This is a genomic window from Agrobacterium sp. CGMCC 11546, assembly GCF_013365515.1.
GTDB lineage: Bacteria > Pseudomonadota > Alphaproteobacteria > Rhizobiales > Rhizobiaceae > Agrobacterium > Agrobacterium fabrum.
This window is the reverse complement of record NZ_CP047389.1, coordinates 240,169-263,081: the sequence shown is the minus strand read 5'-3', so window position 1 is coordinate 263,081 and position 22,913 is coordinate 240,169. Positions and strand designations below refer to the sequence as shown.

20 protein-coding genes and 3 pseudogenes are annotated in these 22,913 nt (G+C 58.4%); 17 read left to right on the top strand and 6 right to left on the bottom strand.

Annotation, left to right across the window (positions count from 1 at the left end; genetic code table 11):
- The first annotated feature begins 221 nt into the window (after positions 1 to 221).
- Positions 222 to 1,664 carry an ATPase domain-containing protein gene (locus GSF67_RS24550; RefSeq protein ID WP_006316200.1) on the top strand — a complete coding sequence of 481 codons (1,443 nt, stop codon included), beginning with the start codon at positions 222 to 224 and terminating at the stop codon, positions 1,662 to 1,664.
- A complete protein-coding gene (locus GSF67_RS24545; protein ID WP_006316201.1) occupies positions 1,661 to 2,701 on the top strand; it encodes a sensor histidine kinase in 1,041 nt (346 codons plus the stop codon). Before GSF67_RS24550 ends, GSF67_RS24545 begins: the two co-directional genes overlap by 4 nt.
- 210 nt (positions 2,702 to 2,911) lie before the next feature.
- Here GSF67_RS24545 and GSF67_RS24540 read toward each other — a convergent pair whose 3' ends face one another.
- Complete coding sequence (locus GSF67_RS24540) at positions 2,912 to 4,855, bottom strand: PAS domain-containing sensor histidine kinase (protein ID WP_006316202.1); 1,944 nt, start codon at positions 4,853 to 4,855, stop codon at positions 2,912 to 2,914.
- 215 nt (positions 4,856 to 5,070) lie between these two features.
- Positions 5,071 to 6,144 carry a Fic family protein gene (locus GSF67_RS24535; RefSeq protein WP_006316203.1) on the bottom strand — a complete coding sequence of 358 codons (1,074 nt, stop codon included), beginning with the start codon at positions 6,142 to 6,144 and terminating at the stop codon, positions 5,071 to 5,073.
- 418 nt (positions 6,145 to 6,562) lie between these two features.
- Here GSF67_RS24535 and GSF67_RS24530 point away from each other — a divergent pair, with 418 nt between their 5' ends.
- Both GSF67_RS24530 and GSF67_RS24525 read left to right on the top strand, forming a co-directional pair.
- Positions 6,563 to 7,102 (top strand): GNAT family N-acetyltransferase, encoded by a 540-nt coding sequence (locus tag GSF67_RS24530; RefSeq protein ID WP_035216677.1) that lies wholly within the window; start codon positions 6,563 to 6,565, stop codon positions 7,100 to 7,102.
- A gap of 94 nt (positions 7,103 to 7,196) precedes the next feature.
- Positions 7,197 to 7,766 carry a peroxiredoxin gene (locus tag GSF67_RS24525; protein ID WP_006316206.1) on the top strand — a complete coding sequence of 190 codons (570 nt, stop codon included), beginning with the start codon at positions 7,197 to 7,199 and terminating at the stop codon, positions 7,764 to 7,766.
- Between the two features lie 416 nt (positions 7,767 to 8,182).
- Here the strand turns inward: GSF67_RS24525 and GSF67_RS24520 are convergent, their stop codons facing one another.
- Together GSF67_RS24520 and GSF67_RS26145 are read right to left on the bottom strand one after the other, a co-directional pair.
- Positions 8,183 to 9,343: an IS110 family transposase gene (locus tag GSF67_RS24520; RefSeq protein WP_128822113.1), complete on the bottom strand. Its 1,161-nt coding sequence runs from the start codon at positions 9,341 to 9,343 to the stop codon at positions 8,183 to 8,185.
- Positions 9,344 to 9,467: 124 nt separating this feature from the next.
- Positions 9,468 to 9,758: pseudogene (locus tag GSF67_RS26145) on the bottom strand (LysR family transcriptional regulator); the annotation flags it as partial.
- On the opposite strand from GSF67_RS26145, the pseudogene GSF67_RS24515 reads away from it, so the two are divergent.
- Both GSF67_RS24515 and GSF67_RS24510 read left to right on the top strand, forming a co-directional pair.
- Positions 9,754 to 10,200: pseudogene (locus GSF67_RS24515) on the top strand (hypothetical protein); the annotation flags it as partial. The pseudogenes GSF67_RS26145 and GSF67_RS24515 overlap by 5 nt on opposite strands.
- Before the next feature lie 35 nt (positions 10,201 to 10,235).
- Positions 10,236 to 10,544, top strand: coding sequence for a hypothetical protein (locus GSF67_RS24510; protein ID WP_006310237.1), 309 nt, complete (start codon positions 10,236 to 10,238; stop codon positions 10,542 to 10,544).
- A 122-nt stretch (positions 10,545 to 10,666) separates the two neighbouring features.
- Here GSF67_RS24510 and GSF67_RS24505 read toward each other — a convergent pair whose 3' ends face one another.
- A complete protein-coding gene (locus GSF67_RS24505; protein ID WP_050813463.1) occupies positions 10,667 to 11,299 on the bottom strand; it encodes a tetratricopeptide repeat protein in 633 nt (210 codons plus the stop codon).
- Between the two features lie 46 nt (positions 11,300 to 11,345).
- Here GSF67_RS24505 and GSF67_RS25970 point away from each other — a divergent pair, with 46 nt between their 5' ends.
- The 6 genes from GSF67_RS25970 (at position 11,346) to GSF67_RS24480 (ending at position 18,487) form a co-directional block, all read left to right on the top strand.
- Positions 11,346 to 11,540 carry a hypothetical protein gene (locus GSF67_RS25970; RefSeq protein ID WP_035214586.1) on the top strand — a complete coding sequence of 65 codons (195 nt, stop codon included), beginning with the start codon at positions 11,346 to 11,348 and terminating at the stop codon, positions 11,538 to 11,540.
- Between the two features lie 155 nt (positions 11,541 to 11,695).
- On the top strand, positions 11,696 to 12,454 hold the full coding sequence (locus GSF67_RS24500) for an ImuA family protein (RefSeq protein WP_006310239.1): 759 nt from the start codon (positions 11,696 to 11,698) through the stop codon (positions 12,452 to 12,454).
- Positions 12,372 to 13,886, top strand: coding sequence for a DNA polymerase Y family protein (locus GSF67_RS24495; protein WP_176072102.1), 1,515 nt, complete (start codon positions 12,372 to 12,374; stop codon positions 13,884 to 13,886). The genes GSF67_RS24500 and GSF67_RS24495 overlap by 83 nt, the downstream gene beginning before the upstream one ends.
- Positions 13,883 to 17,140 carry an error-prone DNA polymerase gene (locus GSF67_RS24490; RefSeq protein ID WP_006310241.1) on the top strand — a complete coding sequence of 1,086 codons (3,258 nt, stop codon included), beginning with the start codon at positions 13,883 to 13,885 and terminating at the stop codon, positions 17,138 to 17,140. The genes GSF67_RS24495 and GSF67_RS24490 overlap by 4 nt, the downstream gene beginning before the upstream one ends.
- A 10-nt stretch (positions 17,141 to 17,150) precedes the next feature.
- Positions 17,151 to 17,816, top strand: coding sequence for an SOS response-associated peptidase family protein (locus GSF67_RS24485; protein WP_006310242.1), 666 nt, complete (start codon positions 17,151 to 17,153; stop codon positions 17,814 to 17,816).
- A gap of 26 nt (positions 17,817 to 17,842) precedes the next feature.
- Positions 17,843 to 18,487: an SOS response-associated peptidase gene (locus GSF67_RS24480; RefSeq protein ID WP_006310243.1), complete on the top strand. Its 645-nt coding sequence runs from the start codon at positions 17,843 to 17,845 to the stop codon at positions 18,485 to 18,487.
- 7 nt (positions 18,488 to 18,494) lie between these two features.
- On the opposite strand, the gene GSF67_RS24475 is transcribed toward GSF67_RS24480, so the two are convergent.
- Positions 18,495 to 18,809, bottom strand: a complete 315-nt coding sequence (locus tag GSF67_RS24475) for a hypothetical protein (RefSeq protein WP_035214592.1) — start codon at positions 18,807 to 18,809, stop codon at positions 18,495 to 18,497.
- A 347-nt stretch (positions 18,810 to 19,156) separates the two neighbouring features.
- Between GSF67_RS24475 and GSF67_RS24470 the strand changes: the two genes are divergently transcribed.
- The 5 genes and pseudogenes from GSF67_RS24470 (at position 19,157) to GSF67_RS24450 (ending at position 22,828) form a co-directional block, all read left to right on the top strand.
- Positions 19,157 to 19,336, top strand: a complete 180-nt coding sequence (locus GSF67_RS24470) for a hypothetical protein (RefSeq protein WP_006310245.1) — start codon at positions 19,157 to 19,159, stop codon at positions 19,334 to 19,336.
- Positions 19,333 to 19,988: pseudogene (locus GSF67_RS24465) on the top strand (exodeoxyribonuclease III). Before GSF67_RS24470 ends, GSF67_RS24465 begins: the two are co-directional and overlap by 4 nt.
- 302 nt (positions 19,989 to 20,290) lie before the next feature.
- Entirely contained in the window at positions 20,291 to 20,647 is a 357-nt protein-coding gene (locus tag GSF67_RS24460; protein WP_244399746.1) for a hypothetical protein, read from the top strand.
- 890 nt (positions 20,648 to 21,537) lie between these two features.
- Positions 21,538 to 21,717 (top strand): hypothetical protein, encoded by a 180-nt coding sequence (locus GSF67_RS24455; RefSeq protein WP_020046815.1) that lies wholly within the window; start codon positions 21,538 to 21,540, stop codon positions 21,715 to 21,717.
- 175 nt (positions 21,718 to 21,892) lie between these two features.
- Positions 21,893 to 22,828: a DUF3991 and toprim domain-containing protein gene (locus tag GSF67_RS24450; RefSeq protein WP_035216896.1), complete on the top strand. Its 936-nt coding sequence runs from the start codon at positions 21,893 to 21,895 to the stop codon at positions 22,826 to 22,828.
- The last annotated feature ends 85 nt before the right edge of the window (positions 22,829 to 22,913 follow it).

Below are 22,913 nucleotides of genomic sequence, written 5' to 3'. Positions count from 1 at the left end.
ATATAATTCTTTCGTCAGCACGGTGAGCGTGCCAACGTATGATCTTATCCCTTACTCAACACTGCCCTGGTCCACGTCGGCTCTGAGGAGCCGGGTGCCACCCAACCGCCCGCCATCATTGATGATTTGACAAAACCCCATATAACAGCAAGGCATTGTTCAGTGATAGTGCGCCAATTCCAGCAGAGGGATGCGCCAACAATTTTTGTGGAAGATGAGACATGCCTAAACAGAAAACACCCGCTGTGGTCAGCACCGGTATCACGGGACTGAATGAGATCCTGCGCGGCGGCTTGCCGGCATCCAATCTCTACATGCTGCAGGGAGCGCCGGGGTCCGGAAAAACCACTGCTGCGCTGCAGTTTCTGCGCGCCGGCGTGGAGGCAGGCGAAAGCTGCATCTATGTGACGCTGTCGCAGACGAAAGCCGAGCTCGAAGCGATCGCTGTTTCGCATGGTTGGACGCTTGATGGCATTCGTGTCGAAGAGCTGGCGACATCAGGAACAGTCAACGAGGCCGATGATCAAAGCATCTTCCTGACGGCCGACCTTCGCCTTGATGAAACCCGGAAAGCGATCGAGGCTGCGATCGAAGAACACAAGCCGCGCCGTCTGGTCTACGACTCCCTTCTGGAAATTCGCTTGATCACCGGCGACTCTCCCCGGTTTCGCCGCGAGCTGATCGGCTTCAAGTCCTTCCTTGCCAAGCGCAACGTCGTGGCACTTCTCCTGGATACGCAAACGCCCGGTCAGGACCGAAGCGGGGAGGAAGTCGAAGGGCTGGCCCATGGGGTCATCCGCCTCGACAAGGCATTGGAAGAGTATGGCGGTGTGCGCCGTCGCATCGAGATTTCCAAGATGCGCGGCGTGCCGGTTGCCGATGGCTATCACGACATGGCGATCCGGGAAGGCGAGGGGGTCGTCGTCTTCCCCCGCATCATGCCCAGCGCAGCGCCGGAAACAACCAAGCCAGAGCTTATCAAGTCCGGTGTGGCAGCCCTCGACGATATGTTTGGTGGCGGCCAGGAAGCCGGTACGACGACGCTTGTCATCGGACAATCGGGCACCGGCAAGTCGACGATGTCATCGCTCTACGCGACCGCAGCACTCGAACGTGGCGAGAGCGTTGCGCTGTTCCTTTTCGAAGAGCGGCTGGAGACATTCTTCCGGAGGTCGGAAGGTCTGGGGATGCAGCTTCGGCAGTTCCACAAGGATGGCAAGCTCATCCTTCGCGATTTTAACCCGAACGAGATTTCGCCTGGCGAATTTGGCCAGATCGTTCAGGACGCCGTCACTGACAATAAGGCCCGCGTTGTCGTTATCGACAGCTTGACGGGCTATCTGAACTCGCTGCCGCACCGGGAGAAGGCGGTTCGCGACATCCAGTCACTGCTCAAGTTCCTGGCCCGATCCGGCGTGCTGACGATGCTGATCGTTGCTCAGCACGGTCTGATTGGCCAGAACGTCGGCATCGACGTCGATGTCAGTTTTCTCGGTGACACCGTTCTCCTGCTGCGGATCATGGAGCATGAAGGGCGCCTGCGTCGCAACATCACCGTTGTCAAAAAGCGTCATGGGCCGCATGACCTCAACATCCAAGAACTGCTGATCGAAAGTGGAAAGGTCAGTGTCGTCTCCTACAACCCGCTGCCCGATCCGAAATGAATGAAGCCGAGAGCGAAAGTACGCTGGACTGGGTTCTCGTCCTTGCTCCGTTTCGGAAGGACGCAGACTACATCGGCGCGTTCTTGCGTGAGCAAAATGTGGTGGTCAACCATGTCAAGGCAAATGACGATTTGGCCCCATTGCTGTCTTCATCGCCCGGCGTCATCGTCATTACCCACGAAGCGCTGAATCCGTCTGTCGTCGCTACGATCGGCGAACATCTCGCAGCGCAGCCAGACTGGTCGGAAGTGCCCATTCTTCTACTGCTGGAACGGGCCGCACCGATCGCTCGCATTCGCGTTCAGCTGGAGCGAGACTGGCCGGGCGCCCGGCTCGTGTTCCATACGCGACCGATAGCGCAGTTGGAGCTGGTCAACAGTATCCAGACGAACCTGCTTGTGCGGTTGCGACAGAAACAGGTGCGAGATTCCATCGAGCGTGAGGTCGAGCTGCGGCTGGAGCTCAACCATCGCATCAAGAATATTCTGGCCAGTGTGACCTCGATTTTTCAGATGACGCGGCGCGGTGCTTCCACGGTGGAGGATCTGGCCGCTGACTTCACGGGCCGCCTGCAGGCCTTATCCAATGTGCACACGGCAGTATTCGAAGCCGGTGGAGAAGAGGTTTCGCTGTCGTCTGTGATCGACTTGACCGTGTCGCCCTATAATAGCGACGGGCTGAGCCGTATCCACGTAAACGGACCGGATGTGGCCATCAGTCGAAACGCGGCGACAACGATTGCACTGTGTCTCCACGAACTGATTACCAACGCAATAAAGTATGGCGCGCTTTCTGAAAAAGATGGCACCGTCGATGTTGGCTGGACCATCTCGGACGACGTCGCGCCTGTATTCTCACTCAATTGGCGTGAACGCGATGGTCCAGACGTCGTTGAACCTACGCGGCAGGGTTACGGCACCCGATACGTTCGTTCGGCTCTTGGATCCCTGTTTGGTTCGACGCCTGGGATTGTTTTTGATCGGGACGGGTTTCGATGCCATAGCGCTGGTCCACTCAGTCGGCTCAGACAGGGCTGAGGCCGCCGAGGCGCTTCGAATGCCATCTCTTTGAGGCATACCTAGAATAATCAATTGCCGCTGCGAACTGGCACAACGATTGTTGGCCGAGTTGCGCAAACCTCAGCGTCTGTATCGACCAGATGAACGAAAGGCACAGTACCCGTCAACATCGGAAACATCTTGCAATTTTCGTCTACCTCCTGGCAATGCCCAATGGCACTGACGCCGTCAGATCAGCCGCCGTATGACATCGTCCAATTGCACTTGCGAAAATGGCTTGGAAAGGCGGGCGTGCCCGGCGATTTGCCCGTTTGGCAATGCTGAATAACCGGTGGCGATCACAACCGGAAGATCGGGGTGTGTTTTCTGAAGGCTCTGCGCCAACTCGGCGCCCGTCATGCGGGGCATCGCGTGATCGGTGACGACCAAATCGACATGGCCAGCCGTGCGAAGTTGGGCGAGGGCCTCCTCCGCAGACGCAGCCTCGAGCACGGTGTGACCCAGATCTTCCAGCATCAGCACTGTGTTCATCAGGACCAGAGGGTCGTCGTCCACCGCCAGCACCGTCAGCGAGCGTCCCATAGCCTGTTCGGAAATCGGCGTCGAGGTCTGGTCTGGTGCGATCGCCTTGATATCTGAAGCGTCGGCAATCCGAAGCCAGAGCTCCACTGTTGTACCTATTCCAACTTTCGACTTAAGAGTCAGTCGGCCTGCGGACTGTGCCAGTAACCCCTGGACCATCGACAGGCCGAGGCCAGTGCCTTTTCCAACGCCTTTGGTCGTGAAGAACGGTGTCGCTGCTTTGGCAAGAGTATCGGCATCCATGCCGGCCCCTTCGTCCTGAACGGAAAAGCAAAGATAGCTCCCCGCCTTGAGATCGGGCAGCTCTCCATCGGAGATCTTTTTCTGCTTGGCACCGAAAATCAGTGCCCCGCCACTCGGCATGGCGTCGCGAGCGTTGACGGCAAGGTTGAGGATCGCGGTTGCAAGCTGATTGGGGCCGGACCACACCTTGGGAAGCGATAGCGGAAAGCGCGTTTCAATCAGGATCGAGGGGCCAAGCGTTCGCTGCAGAAGGTCGGTCATGCTGCGAACGAGATCCAGAACGTCAACGGGTTCGAATTTGAGTTCTTGCCTTCGGGAAAAAGCGAGCATTCTTTGGGTTAAGGCCGCGCCTCGTTGAGCACCCTCGACCGCATTATCGAGCAAACGGGAGGTTTCCGGCGTTTCGGGAATTCGCTTGCGCAGGATCTCCAAGCTCCCCAGGATCGCCATTAACAGGTTATTGAAGTCGTGAGCCATGCCGCCGGCCAGCTGGCCCACAACTTCCATTTTCTGCGCCTGGAAGAGTTCCTCGCGCGTCCTATCCAGTGAGTTTTGCGCCTCGCGCTTCTCCGTGATGTCACGCGTAACTTTCGCAAAGCCAAACAAGCTGCCGTCATCATTGTGGATGGCGTCTATAACGACACTTGCCCAAAATCGGGTACCATCCTTGCGAACCCTCCAGCCTTCCTTTTCGAACCGCCCGTCTCTTTCAGCCGCCGCGAGGGCCTTTCGGGGAAGATCGTCTGCAAGGTCCTCCGGTGTGTAGAACTTTGAAAAATGGGAGCCGATGATCTCTTGCGGTTCGTATCCTTTGATACGCTGGGCGCCCACATTCCAGTTGGTCACATTCCCCTCGGGGTCAAGGAGATAGATCGCATAGTCCGTCACGCCCTGAACGAGAAGCCTGAACTGGTGTTCGCTTCTCTTGAGTTCTACCTCGGCAGCCTTCCGCTCGGTTAGATCGCGCGTGATTTTGGCAAAACCGATCAGTTCGCCCTCACGACTGCGAACCGGATCAATAATGACGTGCGCCCAAAAACGTTTGCCATCCTTGCGTACCCGCCATCCCTCATTCTCGAACCGTCCGGCTTCGGCAGCTATTGCCAGCGCCCGCGTGGGAAGCCCAGACTCGATATCTTCCGGAGTGTAGAACCGGGAGAAATGTTCGCCAATGATCTCGTCTTCGGTGTAACCCTTGAATCGCTCGGCGCCTGCATTCCAACTGGTGATGATCCCATTGCGGTCAAGCATATATATTGCGTAATCGGTAATGGCCTCGACCAGAAGCTGATGCTTGCTCTGGAACGTAGAACGCTCTTCGGCGATATTGTCGGAACGTGCCTGCAAAACTTCCCCTTACGTCGCAACCTAAAAGAACGCTTCGTGCGCCAAATTGTTCCCGCGGAGGGGGTACAGGCATTTACCATTGGTGGGCTGAGCGCCCGATGGCAAGCGCAGCCTATTCCGGTTCTGAAGCCTCCGCCAAGGGGGCTGAAGCAGGGGATGTCTGGTTCGAATCGGCTCAAGGCGTTCCCATTTAGATGAGCTTGACGCCTCCTTAATTAGGCGAGACCGTACCATGCACCGCGGCCGCCACCGCGAAGGACGAGGTGCCCTTGATCGACAAGTGCCTTAAGATGATCCTTGATGGTGTGACGACTTGCATGGGTGATCCGGGCAGCCTCCGCAACCGTGATCCGCCCGTGCTCGCGCGCCAACTCGAGCAATGCGACGGATAATTCCGGCATGTCGGCGAGGATAATACGCTCACGCTCCATTTTCTTCTCAAGCCTGATCTTCTGTCGATGCAAGGCTCTTAAAAAGAACTCGATCCAGGGATTCCAGTCGGGCTCGGCGCTGCGGATAGTTCCCTGCGTGCGGCGAAGCGAGATGTAATAGCTCTCCTTGCTTTGCTCGATGATGCTTTCAAGCGAGCTGTAGGGGACGTAAGCGTAGCCGGCCCGCAGAAGCAACAAGGTGGTTAGAATGCGCGACAGGCGGCCATTGCCATCCTGAAAGGGGTGGATTTCAAGGAAGACGACGACGAAGATGGCGATGACCAAAAGTGGATGGAGCAGCTTTTCGCGCCCTTGCTCGTCCAGCCAGGCGATCAGGTCTTCCATTCGACGCGGCGTATCGAACGGCGACGCCGTTTCGAAAACTATACCGAGGCTCTCGCCCTGTTCGTCAAATGCTTCTACGTTGTTGGAAACGGTTTTGTAGGCACCGCGATGCCGCTCGTCTTTCGTCGAATGCGCAAGAAGGTCGCGGTGTAGCTGACGGATATGATTTTCGGTAAACGAAATAGCTTCGTAAGCACTGAAGATGGTTTCCATCACTTCCGCATAGCCGGCAACCTCTTGCTCGTCACGTGTCGTAAACGACCCCAGCCGAATGTTTGCCAGCAGCTTTTCGACCTCTCGGTCGGTTAGGCGTGCCCCTTCAATACGTGTGGAGGAGCCAACGCTTTCGATCGTGGCGACACGTCTCAGGCTGGACAACCGCTCAGGCGCGATCCGGCCGATCGCACGCCAGGCACCTTTGAATTCGTCGATTTCGGCGATCAGCGACAGGATTTCGGGCGTGATCCGGACGGTCGCCGTTTTTAGTAATTCCATTTTTCCATCTATTCCCATCCAATTCCTGAAACGCTATTAAGCACCATTTATTCATCCATTTCCATCCAATTCTCAAAGCAGAGCTTGTCAGATCTGACGGTTGATCGTGAGCCACCATCCTGATCAGTCTTCACCTCGACCGGACCCAGACTTTTGCAGCGAGACAAGAGAAGATGTGTGAGGACGACCGCTTTTAACAAAATCGAGACGGTCCTCTAATGATTGACGAGTTGTTGGTGAACGCGATTCAGGACTGGGATTTCGAAGTCTCTGACGTTTTGAAGAGTCCGAATGAGATCGACGCGAAAAAACAGCGCGTCCGTAGGTGCGATTCGGTTCAAGGCGGTGGCTTTGGGAGCTTGCGCCAACTGCAGTGATTGTGCGAAGCCTAGTTTCGCATAGATTACCTTCCCCAGACACTCCGATCGAGGCAATAATGACCTGCATGGAAGGGCCAAGCTTGCGCCTACGGCCCGCGACAGCTGATGATGCCGCAGCCCGCTTTTCGTTGGGACACAACCAGGAAATTGTGCGGATGTTTGGTGTCAGCCATGCTGATACCAAAGCTATGACAATGGATGCAGCAGAAGCGTGGGCTCGTGCTCACGCGGCCAACCCATACGTCTGGATCATTGAAGTTGCTGGGCAGTTGATTGGTGAAATCAAACTTCATAGCGTGAATGCTCAGGATCGACGAGTGTCGATGGCAATTGCGATCTACGATTCCCAGCAGCTAGGAAAGGGATTTGGAAGCGAAGCAATCCGACTGCTTTTGCATCACGCCTTCACGGAACTGGACCTCCACCGGATTGGCATACGGGTCCTAGCCTATAATGAGCGAGCTATTAGGGCCTACCAAAAGTGCGGCTTCATCGTTGAGGGACGGGAGCGAGAAACTGCATTCGTCGACGGCGTCTGGCATGACGACCTGATGATGGGGATACTTTCCAGAGAATTGCAATATCATGGTAGATGAAGATAGTCCGCTTCGGGTCAGCATTGCAGTGGCCTGATAATTGTCTAGCGTCAGCGGCTGCTGAGGGCGTGTGTAACGAAAAAACGAGACACCAATGAGCGAATTCGGGAACGACGAGGCCGAATTGGTCTCCCAAGACGATGGAGCGGCTACGCATCTGCTTGGGATGGAAGTGCCAAGCATTGCTTTGCAGGCTACGGATGGGACCACCGTGGACCTGTGCAGTCCCGGCCTCTCTGTAGTCTACGCTTATCCTAGGACAAGCCCGCCCGGAGGCAAAGCTATTGACGGGTGGGATGCAATTCCTGGCGCGAGAGGATGTACACCGCAATCCTGCGCGTTCCGGGATCATTTCGCAGAATTAATGGAGCTAGGCGCGAGCCATTTATTTGGCCTCTCGACACAGACAACGGAATACCAACGAGAGGCTGCGGAACGGCTTCACCTCCCGTTCCCGCTTCTCTCCGATCACTCGCTCCTCCTCGCGTCGGCTCTCAGCTTACCAATGTTCCAAGCCGGTGGCATGACCTTGTTAAAAAGGCTGACGATGATCATCGAAGCAGGTGTTCTTAAACACGTCTTCTATCCCGTACATCCGCCAGAAAAGAATGCAGATGCAGTGATCGGCTGGATGAAGGCCAACGGCATTTCCAGAATGGGTTAATGACCGATTTGGGCCAAAAACACATCTCTTTCGAGAGCTGTTCTTGTGCTTGAATGAGAAGAAAATCAATGCCGGCATTGCTGTCGCTCTGCGGGTCCTAAGGTTCGATTCCGCTCACATCAGGTTTTTTGTCAACGGTTCATTTTGTTGTCATCACAAAGCGTCCTTTTTTAGCGGATCCATGGTCTGAGCCCATCGCTTTACCGGCTCGCTATCGAGCCTGTACAACCTCACATACGGTCGCCGCTCCAAACGGCAGCACCAATTTCCCGCTTTCGCGGGCGCGGGCTCAGGAGAACGGGACCAATCTCAAGACCGGCTCTTAGCCAAACGGAATCCCGGTCCGTTCACCTGGATCCGTCAGGGCTGATCACACCCTGAGGATTTGAATTCTGGTATCACAGGCACTTCCCGCCTCAGGTAGTTTTCATGATTGCACCTTCGATCACGACGCCGGAGCTCACGTATTTCCACAGTGCAACGAGCAGCTTGCGAGCCAGTGCCACAATCATCGGCTTTTTCAAACGGCCGCCGTTTTGTGCGATACGCTTCTTAAACCAGCAAGATAGCGTTGAGGTCGGTTGGTGCCGTAACCACAGCCATGCGAGCTCGACCATGGTTGCTCTTAGACGTGGATTTCCGGCTTTTGACACGCCCTGCTCGCGATTGACGTTACCGCTTTGCCAGGGGGAGGGGGCAAGGCCTGCATACGATGCGATTTGGCGCCGGTTGTCGAAGTGGCGGAACAGGCCTTCCGTGTACAGTATTGTAGCGAATTCAGGCCCAATTCCTCGGATGCCCAAGAGAGCGGCCGCTTCTTTCGGCGTTTCCGGCGTCTCCTGAACGATCAAGGCATCTCGCTCGGCTTCGACAGCTTTGATCTGTGTGAGTATCAGTTCGAGGCGGTCAAGCTCTCTACAGACTTCGGCCTTCAGGTGTTTTGATAGCGGACGTCCATCGCCTGTCCGAAGCTCTTCCAGACGCTGCCGTCGATCCCGATTGACGGGCTCATACTCCCGTATTCCTTGTGTGAACAGCAGACCCTTTATCCGATTGACGTGGAAGACACGCTCCGCAATCAGCGTTTTCCGCTCCCGTCCAATCCGTCGGTTGTCTTCTTCCTCGGGCAAGAGAAGCTTCACCATTGAGCAGGCCCGCGGCTCGCCACGTTTCCATGCAATCAACGCGCGGATTAGAGTTTCTCCATCAAGACGATCAGTCTTCGCTCGACGATGTCGACGCGGCATGGCGATCGATCCGGCCTCGACAATGTGGCTTTCTATCCAGGCTTCCTTGTCGAGTACCCGGCCTAGCCAGAAGCCATCCAGTCCGGCTTCCTGAATTACGACCAACGGGTACAGTCTGTCCTTCCGCCGTTTTGCTTTCTGGCGAAGCGCAGTGAAGCATTCGAACAGGCCAATTAAATCACCTCCCGCCACGGTGTGGCGAGACATCTTCTCGCTACAAGGCGACAGAGCTGTCACCAGCCAGGTCGACTTGCTTAATTCCAAGGAGATGAAAATTGCGCCAAGATCGACGAGAGTGGCGGTCGGCGCTTGAGATTGATCTGCTGTCATCGGCATGGTTGGCCTCCAGAGAGTTTTCTAGCGACCTCACTCTGCCACGGTGCAGGCCGCTACTCACCCCTGATGGGATCTCAAGGCGAAATACCTACCAACTGACACTAATCCCCTGCTGCCGTCACGCTGCGATATCCGCCAAGTCGCTCCCGTTCGTCCTCATCATCGCCTCACGGATCTGCTGCCGCAACCAGGCGCAACCGAGATCGCTATCCATCTGAAGCGGCCACACCATTGCCACAGGTGGAAAAGACAGCGCGAGTGGCACGGGGCTGACATCAAGTCCCAACAGCGGGCCGTAACGAAGCGCAATGCGTGACGATACGGTGGCAATCACCGCAGATGAGCGTGCTGTTGCCAATATCGACATGAAATCGGGTGCAGCCGCCACCACGTCCAGCTCTGCTCCGGCAATCGAGGAGGCGGCGAGAAGGAACGAGCCTGAGGAACGGCGGCGTCGAGCTGAAGCCCGGAAAGGCTCGGAAGAGGAGGCGAAGTCGAAACTACGCTCGGCCGAGCGGAAAAGGCGGCGATACCCTTTGGCGAGCGACGACCTTCCTCCTTTGGACCGTGCCGTCGGCATTCAATATGGCCTGGTGATCTTCACTGAGATCACCGGGGAACTCGTCGACCCAGAGGCGATGGCGGAATTCTATCCGAGCGTCACGGAAGATCACGTCTGGGGTCTGTGGCGGAAGCCGAGGTTGGACGAACTCGTAGGCACATGGCCGGCGAAGGTACCACACGCGGAAGGTGCTGAGTGGTGGCAGCCGACCATAGAAGAGCTTCGACCTGTGCGGCGGACCGCTTGCCGGGAAGAAGACAGAAAACTTCGCAACAGCGGCGCACCCTGAGAGTTTCCCTTTCATTGAAGCCAAAGGAGATCATCATGGCGGACGACAGCACCGTTACCATCCGCGCGAGTTTCTCAACGCGTGAGGCCGCCGACCTCGCGGTCGAGCATCTGGTTCAACAGCAGGGCGTGTCGCGGCCCGACATTTTTATACAGTCGGCCACCGACGGAAACACATCCGGTTCGCGCGCATCCGGCGCAGACGCCTCGCACGCCGATGGTACTCGCCATGACGGCGCCCTCGACGGCGACATTGAGGTTTCGGTCGATATCGCTGCGGATCAAATCGCGGCCGTTCAACGCATTTTCGGAGATGTCGGGGCGATGAGGGTTTCGAAGGGTTGATAAGGACGGTCGCGCAAGCGCACCGTTAGGCGCAACTGTCATCGATCTGGCAGTCGCTAACGCTCTTCCGAGATCACAGTCCGATAGAAAAGGCGGTCGGCAAGCGCAGCCCGCACTTGTGCTTACTGCACTTTTTCAAACATCAGCTCGGTCATCTTCGCTTCGTCAGCCTTCGCCCCCGTGTCGTCGCCGGCCTGGCGACGGGCTGCGGCGCGAAAGCCATAGAGCCCGGAATCATTCGGAGACAGTCTTATGGCAGCGTCGAAGTCGGCAAGGGCCCGAGAGGTGTCGCCATTGTTGAAGTAAGCAAGGCCGCGGTTGGTCAACGCATGTACCGAACGAGGATCGTGCGCGAGTGCTTGGTTGAGGTCAGCCAGGGCCCGTGCCGGCTCCCCGAGCCAGCCCAGGATCGAGGCACGGGTAACAAAGAACTCCGCTTGGGAGGGGTCGATGCGAATGGCCTCATTGAGATCTTTTAAGGCAGCCGGGAGATTACGCGAACAAAGAAGGTTTGCCTTGCCACGCCGCCAGTAGGCATCAGCGGAGCCGGGTGAAATCTCGATTGCCCGGGCATAGTCCGCCAAAGCCCGCTTGTATTTATCGTCTTGACCTGGTGCCTCGAGGTTCCCACGGTCGAGGAGCGCGTCTGCGAGCGCGTCGCCCTGAAGGCCCGAGGCCTCCACCAGCCGGTCGCAAGCTGCCCGTGACTGCTCATAATCTTGAAGGATCGAATTTGCGTCGGCTTCGGGCAGCACGGACGCTTCTGCACTTCCCGCACGGCAAAGCCGCCGAAGCTCCGGCGTGGACATCGTCGCAAATGGAGACACTGGCTGCGAAAAAGAGCCGCTTGCGACGATCACGAGGCTGACCGCGGCGATGGCCAATGCGGCAAAGGGTCGAGAGAGCATTATGATCCGACATTCGTTCAAAGGGGCAATTGGGCAGATCATCACACTGGAAAATCAATCGCGAAAGTCAAAACAGTTAGAGTCTTGATTCGTTTCGGCATTTTTTTCCAGTGTTTAAGCGGGAGCTAAATTGCCTTTTTCGAAGCGCTTGACTCTTTGCGTATGACAGAACAAAAGAGGAACGTCACCAGCTTTCGGGGACATGAAGTCCATGCAACGCGAACCTGAGGAGGTCGGTGAACGATGTCGCGCGCCCACAACCCTCGGGTCATCGAGGAACTCAGAGACCGTATTGCCCACCTGGAAGGTAGTACAGCGAAGAAGGCGGTCGTACTGCCATTCGGCGTCCGCGAGATGGACGAGCGATTGCCGGGCGGTGGGCTGTCTTATGGCGCTCTTCACGAAATCGCAGGCGGCGGAGCCGGTACGGTCGACGGCGCGGCAGCCGCGTTGTTCGCCGCAGGCATTGCCGCGCGCTCCAAGGGCAAGGTTCTTTGGTGTCTGACGAGACCTGACCTGTTTTTCCCGGCTATCGCCCAGGCCGGCTTGCATCCCGACCGCGTCATCTTTTGCGAAGGCGACAAGGAGGAGGATGTCCTAGCGTCCATGGAAGAGGGGCTGTCGTTCGGTGGCTTGGCGGCAGTGGTTGGAGAGCTGGTGCGGTTGCCGATGGTGGCATCCCGGCGGCTCCAGCTGGCTGCCGAAAAAACAGGGACCATGGGTCTCGTTGTCCGCAGATGGCGGCGACAGACGGAAGCGTCGGACTTCGGCAATCCGACGGCCTCGACGACACGGTGGAGGGTGAGCGTGCTTCCGTCGGAGGAACTGCCAGTGGCGGGGGTTGGCCGGGCCCGATGGCTGTTGGAATTGATGCGCGTGAAAGCAGGCGAGTGTGCTGAGTTTGAAATAGGAGCCTGTGATGCCAAGGGTCGTTTGTGTCTACTTCCCCACTCTGCCAACAGACCGGATACGTCGACATGGAGAGGGAGCCGTGCCAGCTGATCAGCCGCTCGTCGTCATCTCCAAATCGGGGTCGAAACGCTGGGTCTCCGCGGTCGATACCGCGGCGCGCAGAGTTGGCCTCAAGGTCGGCATGCCCGCGAGCAAAGCCCAAGCCGTTGTCGCCAACCTGACGATGATCGATGCTGATCCTAGCGCAGACGCCGCTGCCCTTGAGCGCCTCGCTCTATGGGCGCTCCGACAGTATAGCCCGGTCGTCGCCGTCGACGGCGTGGACGGCATCGTCATGGACACCGAAGGCGCCGATCATCTACAGGGCGGCGAAGATCTCCTGATCTCCGGCTTGGTCAGCGGGTTAAGAGGACGAGGCCTTACTGCTCGCGCTGCCGTCGCCGATACCTGGGGCGCTGCGCATGCCATCACCCGCCTGACATCAGCGGAAACGACCGTCGTTCCGATGGGCGGTGTGGCGAAAGCGGTGACTTCCCTGCCGATCCACTGTCTGCGTCTCCCACCAGACACAATCCATGGACTGCGTGTCATGGGTGTCGAGACAGTCGGTGAACTCTCCGCCATGCCGCGCGCACCGTTGACACTAAGGTACGGGCCGGAGGTCGGGCGGCGGCTGGACCAACTGTTCGGGCGAATGGCAGAACCCATCGAACCCTTGCGCACTCCGGAGCTTGTCGAGGCCGCGAAGAACTTTCAGGAGCCGATCGGCGCGGCGGAGACGATCGCCAAATATGTGCGCCGGCTGGTCGGGGAACTCACCGCCAAGCTGGAGACGCGCGGCCTCGGCGTCAGGCGTTCCGATCTCGTCATCCATCGTGTCGATAACACCCGCCAATGCATTCGAGCCGGATTGGCAAAACCGGTGCGTGACCCAGCCCGGCTATCAAAGCTGCTCTGTGACCGCATCGAGAAAATCGACCCAGGCTTCGGGATCGAACGTCTGGTGCTTGTCGCCATCATGGCAGAGCCGCTCGAGGAGCGACAGGCTGCGTCCTCTCTGATCGAAGAGCCCGTGGTTGACGTGACACCGCTTGTTGACATTCTCGGCAACCGCGGCCAGCGGCTTTACCGGGTTACGCCCGTCGCCTCCGACGTTCCAGAGCGATCGGTAATGCGCGTCGGTCCGACGGCCGACGAGACTGGAGCGACATGGGCCGCCAAATGGCCGAGGCCGTCACGGCTACTGGCGAACCCGGAACGGATCGACGTCACCGCTCTTCTCCCTGACCAGCCTCCCGCCGTCTTCACCTGGCGCGGCAAGCGTCGGCGGGTGAAACGGGCGGACGGCCCGGAGCGCATCTTCGGGGAATGGTGGCTTCGTCCGAGAGAACACGCGGCCGTTCGCGACTATTTCGTCGTCGAGGATGAGGCGGGCGAACGCTACTGGGTCTATCGCGCCGGTGACGGGGTGGACGCCGACACGGGCTCGCACCTCTGGTTTCTGCATGGGGTGTTCGGATGAGATATGCCGAGCTCCAGGTCACCACACATTTCTCCTTCCTGCGTGGCGCCAGTTCCGCAGAGGAATTGTTTGCCACCGCGGCTGCGCTCGGCATCGATGCCCTGGGCGTGGTCGACCGCAACTCGCTGGCCGGAATTGTACGCGCCTGGGAGGCGGCCAAGACCACCGGCGTGAGACTGGTCGTCGGCTGTCGGCTCGATCTTTCCGATGGCTTGTCGATCCTGGTCTACCCGACCGATCGGCCAGCCTATTCGAGGCTGACCCGCCTGCTTTCGCTCGGCAAGAGCCGGGGAGGCAAGGGCAAGTGCATCCTCGATTTGTCTGATGTCGAAGCCTACAGCGCTGGCCTGATTGCCATCCTTGTCCCGGATGAGGCGGACGAGACCACTGCGGGCCAGCTCAGGAAGATCGCCGCGATATTCGGCGACAGGGCCTACGTTTCGCTGTGCCTGCGCCGTCGTCCGAACGATCGCCTGCGGCTTCACAATCTTTCCAACATGGCGGTGAGACACAAGGTCAAAACGGTCGTCACCAATGATGTGCTGTTTCACGATCCCAGTCGCCGGCAGTTGCAGGACATCGTCACCTGCATCCGCAATCGGACGACGATCGACAGCGTCGGCTTCGATCGCGAGCGGCATGCCGATCGGTTTTTGAAAGCGCCGGAGGAAATGCACCGGCTGTTTTCCGAGTATCCGGAGGCGCTGGCGCGCACCCGAGAAATCGTCGATCGCTGTCGTTTCGACATGAGCGAACTCCAATATCAGTATCCCGAGGAAGCTCTGGTTCCAGGTCTCGACGCGCAGCAGTCGCTGACCAAGTTCGCCTGGGAGGGCGCCGCAAGCCGGTACCCGGAGGGGATCCCGGACAAGGTCCGCAAGGCGATCCTGCACGAGCTCGAGCTTATCCGGGTGATGAAATATGCTCCTTACTTCCTGACCGTCTACAGCATCGTCCGGTTTGCCCGATCGCAAGGAATTCTGTGCCAGGGGCGGGGGTCGGCGGCCAACTCGGCCGTCTGCTACTGCCTCGGCATCACCAGCATCAATCCAGAGACAGGTGACCTGCTGTTCGAGCGCTTTGTCTCGATGGAACGCGACGAGCCGCCGGATATCGACGTCGATTTCGAGCACGCCCGCCGCGAGGAGGTCATCCAGTGGATTTACGAAACCTACGGCCGCTCGCGCTCGGCGCTCTGTTCGACCGTCACCCGCTACCGTGCCAAGGGAGCGCTGCGGGATGTCGGAAAGGCGCTGGGGCTGCCTGAAGATCTGATCACCCAGCTTTCGTCAGGCGTCTGGGGCTGGTCGGAAGGCGTTGGCGAAAAGCAGCTCGTCGAGAATAATATGAACACCGCCGACTACTGCCTGAAGTTGGCGCTGGATCTTTCGTCCCAGCTAATGGGCGCGCCCCGCCATCTTGGCCAGCATCCGGGCGGCTTCGTTCTGACGCAGGACAGGCTGGACGACCTGGTGCCGATCGAGCCGGCATCGATGAAGGACCGTCAGGTGGTGGAATGGGACAAGGATGATATCGAGGCACTCAAATTCATGAAGGTCGACGTGCTAGCACTTGGGATGCTGACCTGCATGGCGAAATCCTTCGAGCTGCTGCGCGACCACAAGAATATTCCGATGAGCCTCGCCGACGTCGAGCAGGAAGACCCTGCGACCTACGCGATGATCCGCAAGGCCGATACGCTCGGCACGTTCCAGATCGAAAGCCGCGCCCAGATGGCGATGCTGCCGCGCCTGAAACCTCGGACATTTTATGATCTCGTAGTACAGGTGGCCATTGTCCGGCCGGGGCCGATCCAGGGCGACATGGTGCATCCGTATCTGAGGCGGCGCGAAGGCAAGGAGAAGGTCGAATACCCGACGCCCGAGCTCGAAGCCGTGCTTGGCAAGACGCTTGGCGTCCCGCTTTTTCAGGAGAGCGCGATGAAGGTGGCGATGACCTGCGCGGGATTTACGGCGGGCGAGGCCGACCAGTTGCGGCGTGCCATGGCGACGTTCAAGTTCACAGGCGGGGTCTCGAAGTTTAAGGACAAGCTCGTCGAGGGCATGGTCAAGAACGGCTACACCCGCGAATTTGCCGAGAAGACATTTACGCAGCTCGAAGGCTTCGGAAGCTACGGTTTCCCAGAAAGTCACGCCGCCAGCTTCGCGCTGATCGCCTATGCCTCCAGCTGGATGAAATGCCACCACCCGGATGTCTTTTGCGCAAGCCTGCTCAACAGCCAGCCGATGGGCTTTTACAGCGTCGCCCAGATCGTCCAGGACGCCAGAAACCACGGCGTCGAAGTCCGGCCAGTTTGCGTCAACCGCTCGCGCTGGGACTGCACCATGGAACGGATCGGCAATTCCGACCGCTTCGCTGTCCGCCTTGGAATGCGCGTTGTCAGGGGATTGTCCACCAACGACGCCGCCCGGATCATCCTGGCACGTGCCGAACAGCCGTTTGTCTCGGCCGATGACATGTGGCGACGCTCCGGCGTGTCGCCATCGTCGCTGGTCAAACTTGCAGAGGCAGATGCGTTCCTGCCATCGCTGCAACTAGAACGGCGGCAGGCACTCTGGGATATCAAGGCGCTTCGGGACGAACCCCTGGAGCTTTGGGCGGCCGCCGCTGAGCGTGAGGCCAAGGTCATCGCTGAGATGCAGGAGCCTGAGGTGACGCTGAAGTCGATGACCGAGGGCAGGGAGGTGGTCGAGGACTACTCGCATACCGGTCTTACCCTGCGGGCGCACCCGGTCTCGTTTCTCCGAAAAGACCTCGACCGGAAAGGCATCGTCACCTGCGCCGAGGCGATGGGTCAACGCGACGGAAAATGGCTTTGGACAGCCGGTCTCGTTCTGGTGCGACAGCGACCGGGATCGGCAAAGGGCGTCATGTTCCTCACGTTGGAAGACGAGTCCGGCATCGTCAATGCCGTGGTCTGGCCATCGCTGTTCGAGCGTCAGCGGCGGATCTTGATGACCGCGAGCATGATGGCCATCAATGGCCGCATCCAGCGGGAAGGCGAGGTCGTTCACCTCGTCGCCCAGCGCCTGTTCGACTTCTCCGCCGACCTGTCGAGCGTTGGTAGTCGGGACGGCGACTTCCCACTTCCGCACGGTCGCGGCGACCAGGTCAAGCACGGAGGGGGCCCCGACCCACGGGACAATCCCAAACCCGTCGTGCAAGCGCGCGAGATCTATATTCCCGACCTTCATATCGATAATCTAAAAATCAAATCCAGAAACTTCCACTGAGGAGACCGGTGTGTCGCGCCTGTTTGCAGTCACCAAAAGCCTGGAGGAGATTGCCGCCCACTTCGCGGTCGATATCGCGCCGGTGCTTGAGGTGCCGAGCGAAACCGTCGAAGGCACTCCCGGACTGATCGTGTTGGAGAAGGACGGGTTGCGGCTGCTGAAGTCGATCCCCTGGGGTTTTCCGCGACAGACACGCGACATGAGGCGTGAAGGCGAGCCACCGAGCCGCATCGGCCTGGTTGCCGATCTCACCAATCCGCTCTGGGACCGCATCGTCGTCGACCCCAAATACCGCTGTCTCATCCCGCTCACGCATTTTGCAAACCCGGACGGTGTAAAAGGCGAAAAAACCAGATCGTGGTTTTCCAAGACCCGGCAGCCACTGATGGCCTGGGCGGGGTTCTGCAAAAACACTCCGGACTTCGGCCCGGTCTTCGCCGGCATGACCATGACCGCCAACGAAAAGATCAGGCCGTTCAACGATCGCATGCCCGTTTTGCTCAAACGGCAAGAATACGACCGCTGGCTTCACGGTTCGATCGAAGATGTCATCGCCTTCCAGTTTCGCGAGCCACCGTCATCCGACGATTTCGAAATCCTGCATAGTAGGGACCGCTGGCAAAGCGGCGTTTCGCCCTCCAAGGCTTCACCGCGTCGGAACAACATGCTTAGTTAGGCCTTTAGCGCCGAAAGGTCTGTCACATGTGCAACTTGTACACCGTCCGTCTTTCCGCCGCGGAAGTGGCTGCGCACTTTCGCGTGCCGAACCCGATGCAATCGAACGCTCCCGAGGAAGTTTATCCGGGGACGCCCGGGATGGTGGTAACGGAGAATGACGGTGTTCGCGAGCTTCGCTCGATGGTTTGGGGCTTTCCACTGCGACTGAAAGGCATGACGCCGGAAGCCAAGCCAAAGCCGGTCAACAACATCGCTGACCTTGCGAAAGGCATGTGGATCGGCCTCGCCAGAAAACCGCGGTGGCGTTGCCTGATCCCCGTGACGGGTTTTGCTGAAGCCGAGGGGGAGAAGGGCAGAATGACCCGCACCTGGTTTGCCCTGAAGGACCAGCCGGTCTTCGCGTGGGCAGGGCTGTGGCGTATCGGCGACGAGTGGGGTCCGGTCTATTCTGGCGTCATGACCGACGCCAACGAAGCGATCCAACCGGTGCACAATCGTATGCCCGTCTTGTTGCATCCCGATGAGTACGAACAATGGCTGCACGGCAGCTTCGATGACGCCCTGTCGTTCCAGAAGAGGACGTTCCCGCCCGAGTTGGTGACGATGGAGCGGACAGCTGAGCTATGGGCAAAAAAGAAGGCGGCCCCCGAGGCGCCGTTCCTGCTCTGACGCTTGCCTATTTCTCAAGGCCGGCGAACCAGTCGGCATAGGGAGTATTCTTTGCCATGTGCCGGTTATAATCCGGCGCGCCGTCTTCCCACCAGGGCGCACCGCGCTCGCCGAGAGCAATCTTGGCATCATCGCCCAGTTGTCGGGCCTTTGCCATCGCATCGGCGCCCTGGGCGTCGCGAACAGCCCTTCTTGCGGACATCAAATCCTTGACCAGTCTGTTCCGTGTGGCTTCGTCAAGCGCAGGATTGCTCTTGCGCCACAACCGTCCGCGAACAACGAAATATCGCCCGTCAGGCGTATCGGGATATCGATCCGACATTCTTCTAAGCCCGCCTTTGATCGCCTGGTCTAACATTCGCTCTGTTTCCAGATTGGATGCCAGCGAAAGCATGTGGCAGTCGGCAATATCCACCAGTGCGCCGGCGACTTCGGTCTCTCCCCAACCGGCCATCACCGCTTGCTCGGCCAACTGTCTGAATGCGTCGGCAATTGCTTCCTGACAGTTCAGAAAGTGATCGGGATGCTCGCAAAGGGTTCTCGGACCGGGAATGTACTCCATTCCTAATGTAATAGAGTCGGTTGAAACCGGTTCAAGGCCCGTTGGCACCAATCGGAAACTTTTCGACATCTTGTGGGTTTCCGCTACGCAAACTTTGGGAGATCATCATGTCGAAGCGCGAACTCATCGATACCGGAACCGACAAACGCTACGTCCGTCGCGACGAAGACGGTAAGTTCAAGGAATCCGTCGACGTTGGACGATCCCTCTCGGCTGACAAGCGCCACCAGGCGAAGAGCGATGCCAAGCCCGGGGAGGGCGACAAGGGCGACCACAAGTCCAAGTGAAAATCGCCACCTACAATGTCAATGGCGTAAACGGTCGACTCGAGGTCCTGCTTCGTTGGCTGGACGAGGCGAAGCCGGATGTTGCCGTTCTCCAGGAGCTGAAGGCGCCGAATGCCAAGTTTCCAGCGAAGGCCATCGAAGCCGCCGGCTATGGTGCGGTCTGGTATGGCCAGAAATCTTGGAATGGCGTCGCGATCCTGGCCCGAAGTTCGACTACAAGCTCCGATGGTTTCAGCGTCTGCACAACTATGCCGCCGAGTTGCTGGAGCTAGAGGTGCCTGTCGTCCTCGTGGGTGACTATAACGTCATGCCGACGGAGTTGGATGTCTATAAGCCGGAGCGTTGGACTGACGACGCGCTGTTCCGCATCGAAGTCCGGGAAGCCTACCGAAACCTCGTCGCTCAAGGATGGACTGATGCGCTGCGCGAAATGCATCCGGGAGAGCGCATTTACACGTTCTGGGACTATTTTCGAAATGCCTATGGACGCGACGCGGGTTTGAGGCTCGACCATTTCCTGCTCAGTCCCGACCTTGCCGAGCGACTGAAAAAAGCTGACGTCGACAAGCATGTTCGCGGCTGGGAACACACCAGCGATCATGCGCCGGTGTGGATCGAGCTGTCCGATAACAAGGTCAAGCGGAGGAAATGATGAGGTGCGAATAGGGAGCCAACTACGCTGTCGCCCGAAAGCCCCTGACCATCGAGCGAAAAGCCAGTCGTCTTAAACATCTGCCAGATTTTCCTTTACCTATCGGTCTGCTGCGCTATGCAGATTTTATGAAGTGGAGAGCATTCAGATATCAGGAGACGAATTACGATCTGGGTCATCTCGATCCGTTCGAATACGATCTTGTCGTGCCGCCAAAGGATGGCAAGCCGGAGCGGAGCTATAGGTTGAATGTGTCCTATTCCATGCATTGCTTTACGCGCGGTGCGCGGAAAGGGGAAAGCATGCCAGCGGAGCTCGCTTACAGAGATAGCCGCGAAACCCGGATATTTGAGTTCGACCGTTACGCCCAATCAAAATTCTTACCCGAGATCGTCAGATCGCTTGCAGAGCGAAAATGCCATCACGACGCCCATGGTAATTTCTATGTGTTTGAGATCATCGACAGCACTGGTACCAAACAATATTACTCGGTGTTTTTTACGCTCTCGAAGGCTGGAAAGAAGGCCGGATTAAACCTCTTCATCACGACGGCGCATATGCGACCGGAGCAGCCCTACGCCAAAAATGTAAAGCCGGTTCGATTCAACGTCATCGTTCACAATATCTGGACGGGAAAAGGCGTGAAGCCGGCACCATAATGGAAAAGGCTCCCGTAGGAGCCTTTAAATCGGACGCTTCTTGGTTATTCCACACTTGGGTGTGAACCAGTTTCCTGGCGAGCTGCTGCTGAAGTCCGTCTCTGCAACACACGCAATATGCCAACTCTGTACCGAAAAGTCAAGGACCAAGTCTGTTCTCGGTGCCTGTATGCAACAGGGTAGGCCGCTATCTGTAGTTCCTACGACAGTATATAGGAGGATTGCAGACCTCCTGCAATGACATCTGTACAGACACACGTCTTCTCACCACCGCGCAGCTTTCGTCGAAGCGTGATGCGACATCCAGATGTGACAAACCGTTGGCCTATTCTCCCATCCCGGCCGATCCTTCTGATCGAATAGAATCCTGATTGATCGTGCTATCGCAGATCCAGCTTCGTACGGTCGATCCGTCTTGCCGTCCGTATTCGGCACGACAATTTGGAATGGTCCGAGTACGTCGCGCTTCCGGGCTGTTGGCTCCACGAACGCTGGGCACACGAGCCTTATCCCTTCGGGCGGGATCCCTGACGCATTCATCCATCTAGCGTGGTGCATCGTCATCCAACGCTGCCCAAGCAGTCTCATCTACAAGCTGGAGGCCGCCAAACTCTCCACTATCTTCCTGGCATAGGACTGACGTATCGCCTGATCGGCAGGTGGCGGTGCAAATCAGGCCGCGCGCAATGATGCTCCACCCATCAGCGTTTCCGATCCCCGCTCTTTTGTCTGGCATCCCTAATCCAGTCCCGACCTTGGACGGTCAACCCGCACGGGGTTCGCAGTTCCTGCGACCTCTCCGGCTACGCCTGCGCGGTGACCGCGGCCCGGCCCGGATCGAACGGGCGCCATCGAGCGGGGATCGGCCCCGCCAACGGATGGAGCCTCACATGTCGGATCTCAGCCTCGCACAAAACCACGCACTCGATCTTGCCCGGACCCTGATGGTCCCGGTCACCCTCTTCGAAATCGATGGCGAGATCGGCGTCATGCCTTCCGCCGAGTATGACGGCGATGAAGACGCCATCATCAACGAATACGATCCCTTTGCCTATGGATCGGCTCATTGAGCCGATCTCCCCTTCGGAGGGAGGCGTGCCGCTTGCGCTGATGCGCGCGCAAGGGAGGCTTCGCCGCGACCTTGTCCGGCAGATCTGCACGTTGCGAACCGCGCCCTTGCGCGCTTCCATCTTCGCGGCCTGGGCGCTGCCAGTCCGAAAAGTCAGGAAAGCTAGAGGAAGTGATATGGAAAAGAAGGACATCGAAGAGCTGCGTACCCGGGTGGGCTGCGCAGCCGTCCTTGAGTATGAAGGCTTCGCGATAGACCGAAAAGAGAGCACGCGCCGAGCGGTCAAATTCCGGCGCGACGACGACATCGTCATTGTGATCCACGATGACAGGGGATGGTTCGACGCCCGATCCGAAGCCAAGGGCGACGTTTTCGCGCTCGCAAGTTATCTCCATGGGATCGGCTTTACCAAGGCCTTGGCGGTGGTCGGCGATCTCATCGCGTTTCAGCCCACCATGCCGACCTGGGAGAAGCCTCTTCATCAAACGCAACCAATGGCTTCGGTTGCTGACCGATGGCACCACCGAAAACGCCCTTGGCGCGCGTCCGCGACCTGGACCTATCTCCAGCAATGCCGGGCGCTGCCATGGCAGGTCATCTCTGCGGCGATCGAGGCAGACGTTCTTCGGGAAGGCCCATATGGCTCGATGTGGGCCAGCCATGTCGATACGGCTGGTGCCGTCATCGGCTGGGAGGAACGCGGTCCGGACTGGCGCGGGTTTTCCACCGGTGGCGCCAAATCGCTGTTCCGGTTCGGTAAGGACAATGCTCGTCGAATTTGTGTGACGGAGGCTGCCATCGATGCGCTCAGCCTGGCCGCGATCGAGCAGACAAGACCGGACACGCTCTATGTCAGCACCGGCGGCGGCTGGTCGCCACTGACCGCTCAGGCATTGGAGACCTTGGCCTTCGGGGAGGGTACGTGGCTTGTGGCGGCAACCGACAACAATGTGCAGGGAGAAGTTTTTGCCGATCGTCTGCGTCAGATGGCGGATAGTGCCGGTTGCGATTTCTGGCGGCTGAAGCCGCGATGTGAAGACTGGAATGAGGATTTGAAGGAGAGGAGGAAGAGAGGAGAGCTGCCGCATACGCGGACAGCGCATCAATGGTGAAGCTGCCGCCCGCCTGACGGCGGCCCTTGACCCGCTGCCCGCGAGGCGCCGGCTGAGGAGGGGTAATCAAAGGACTGAAAGGAGA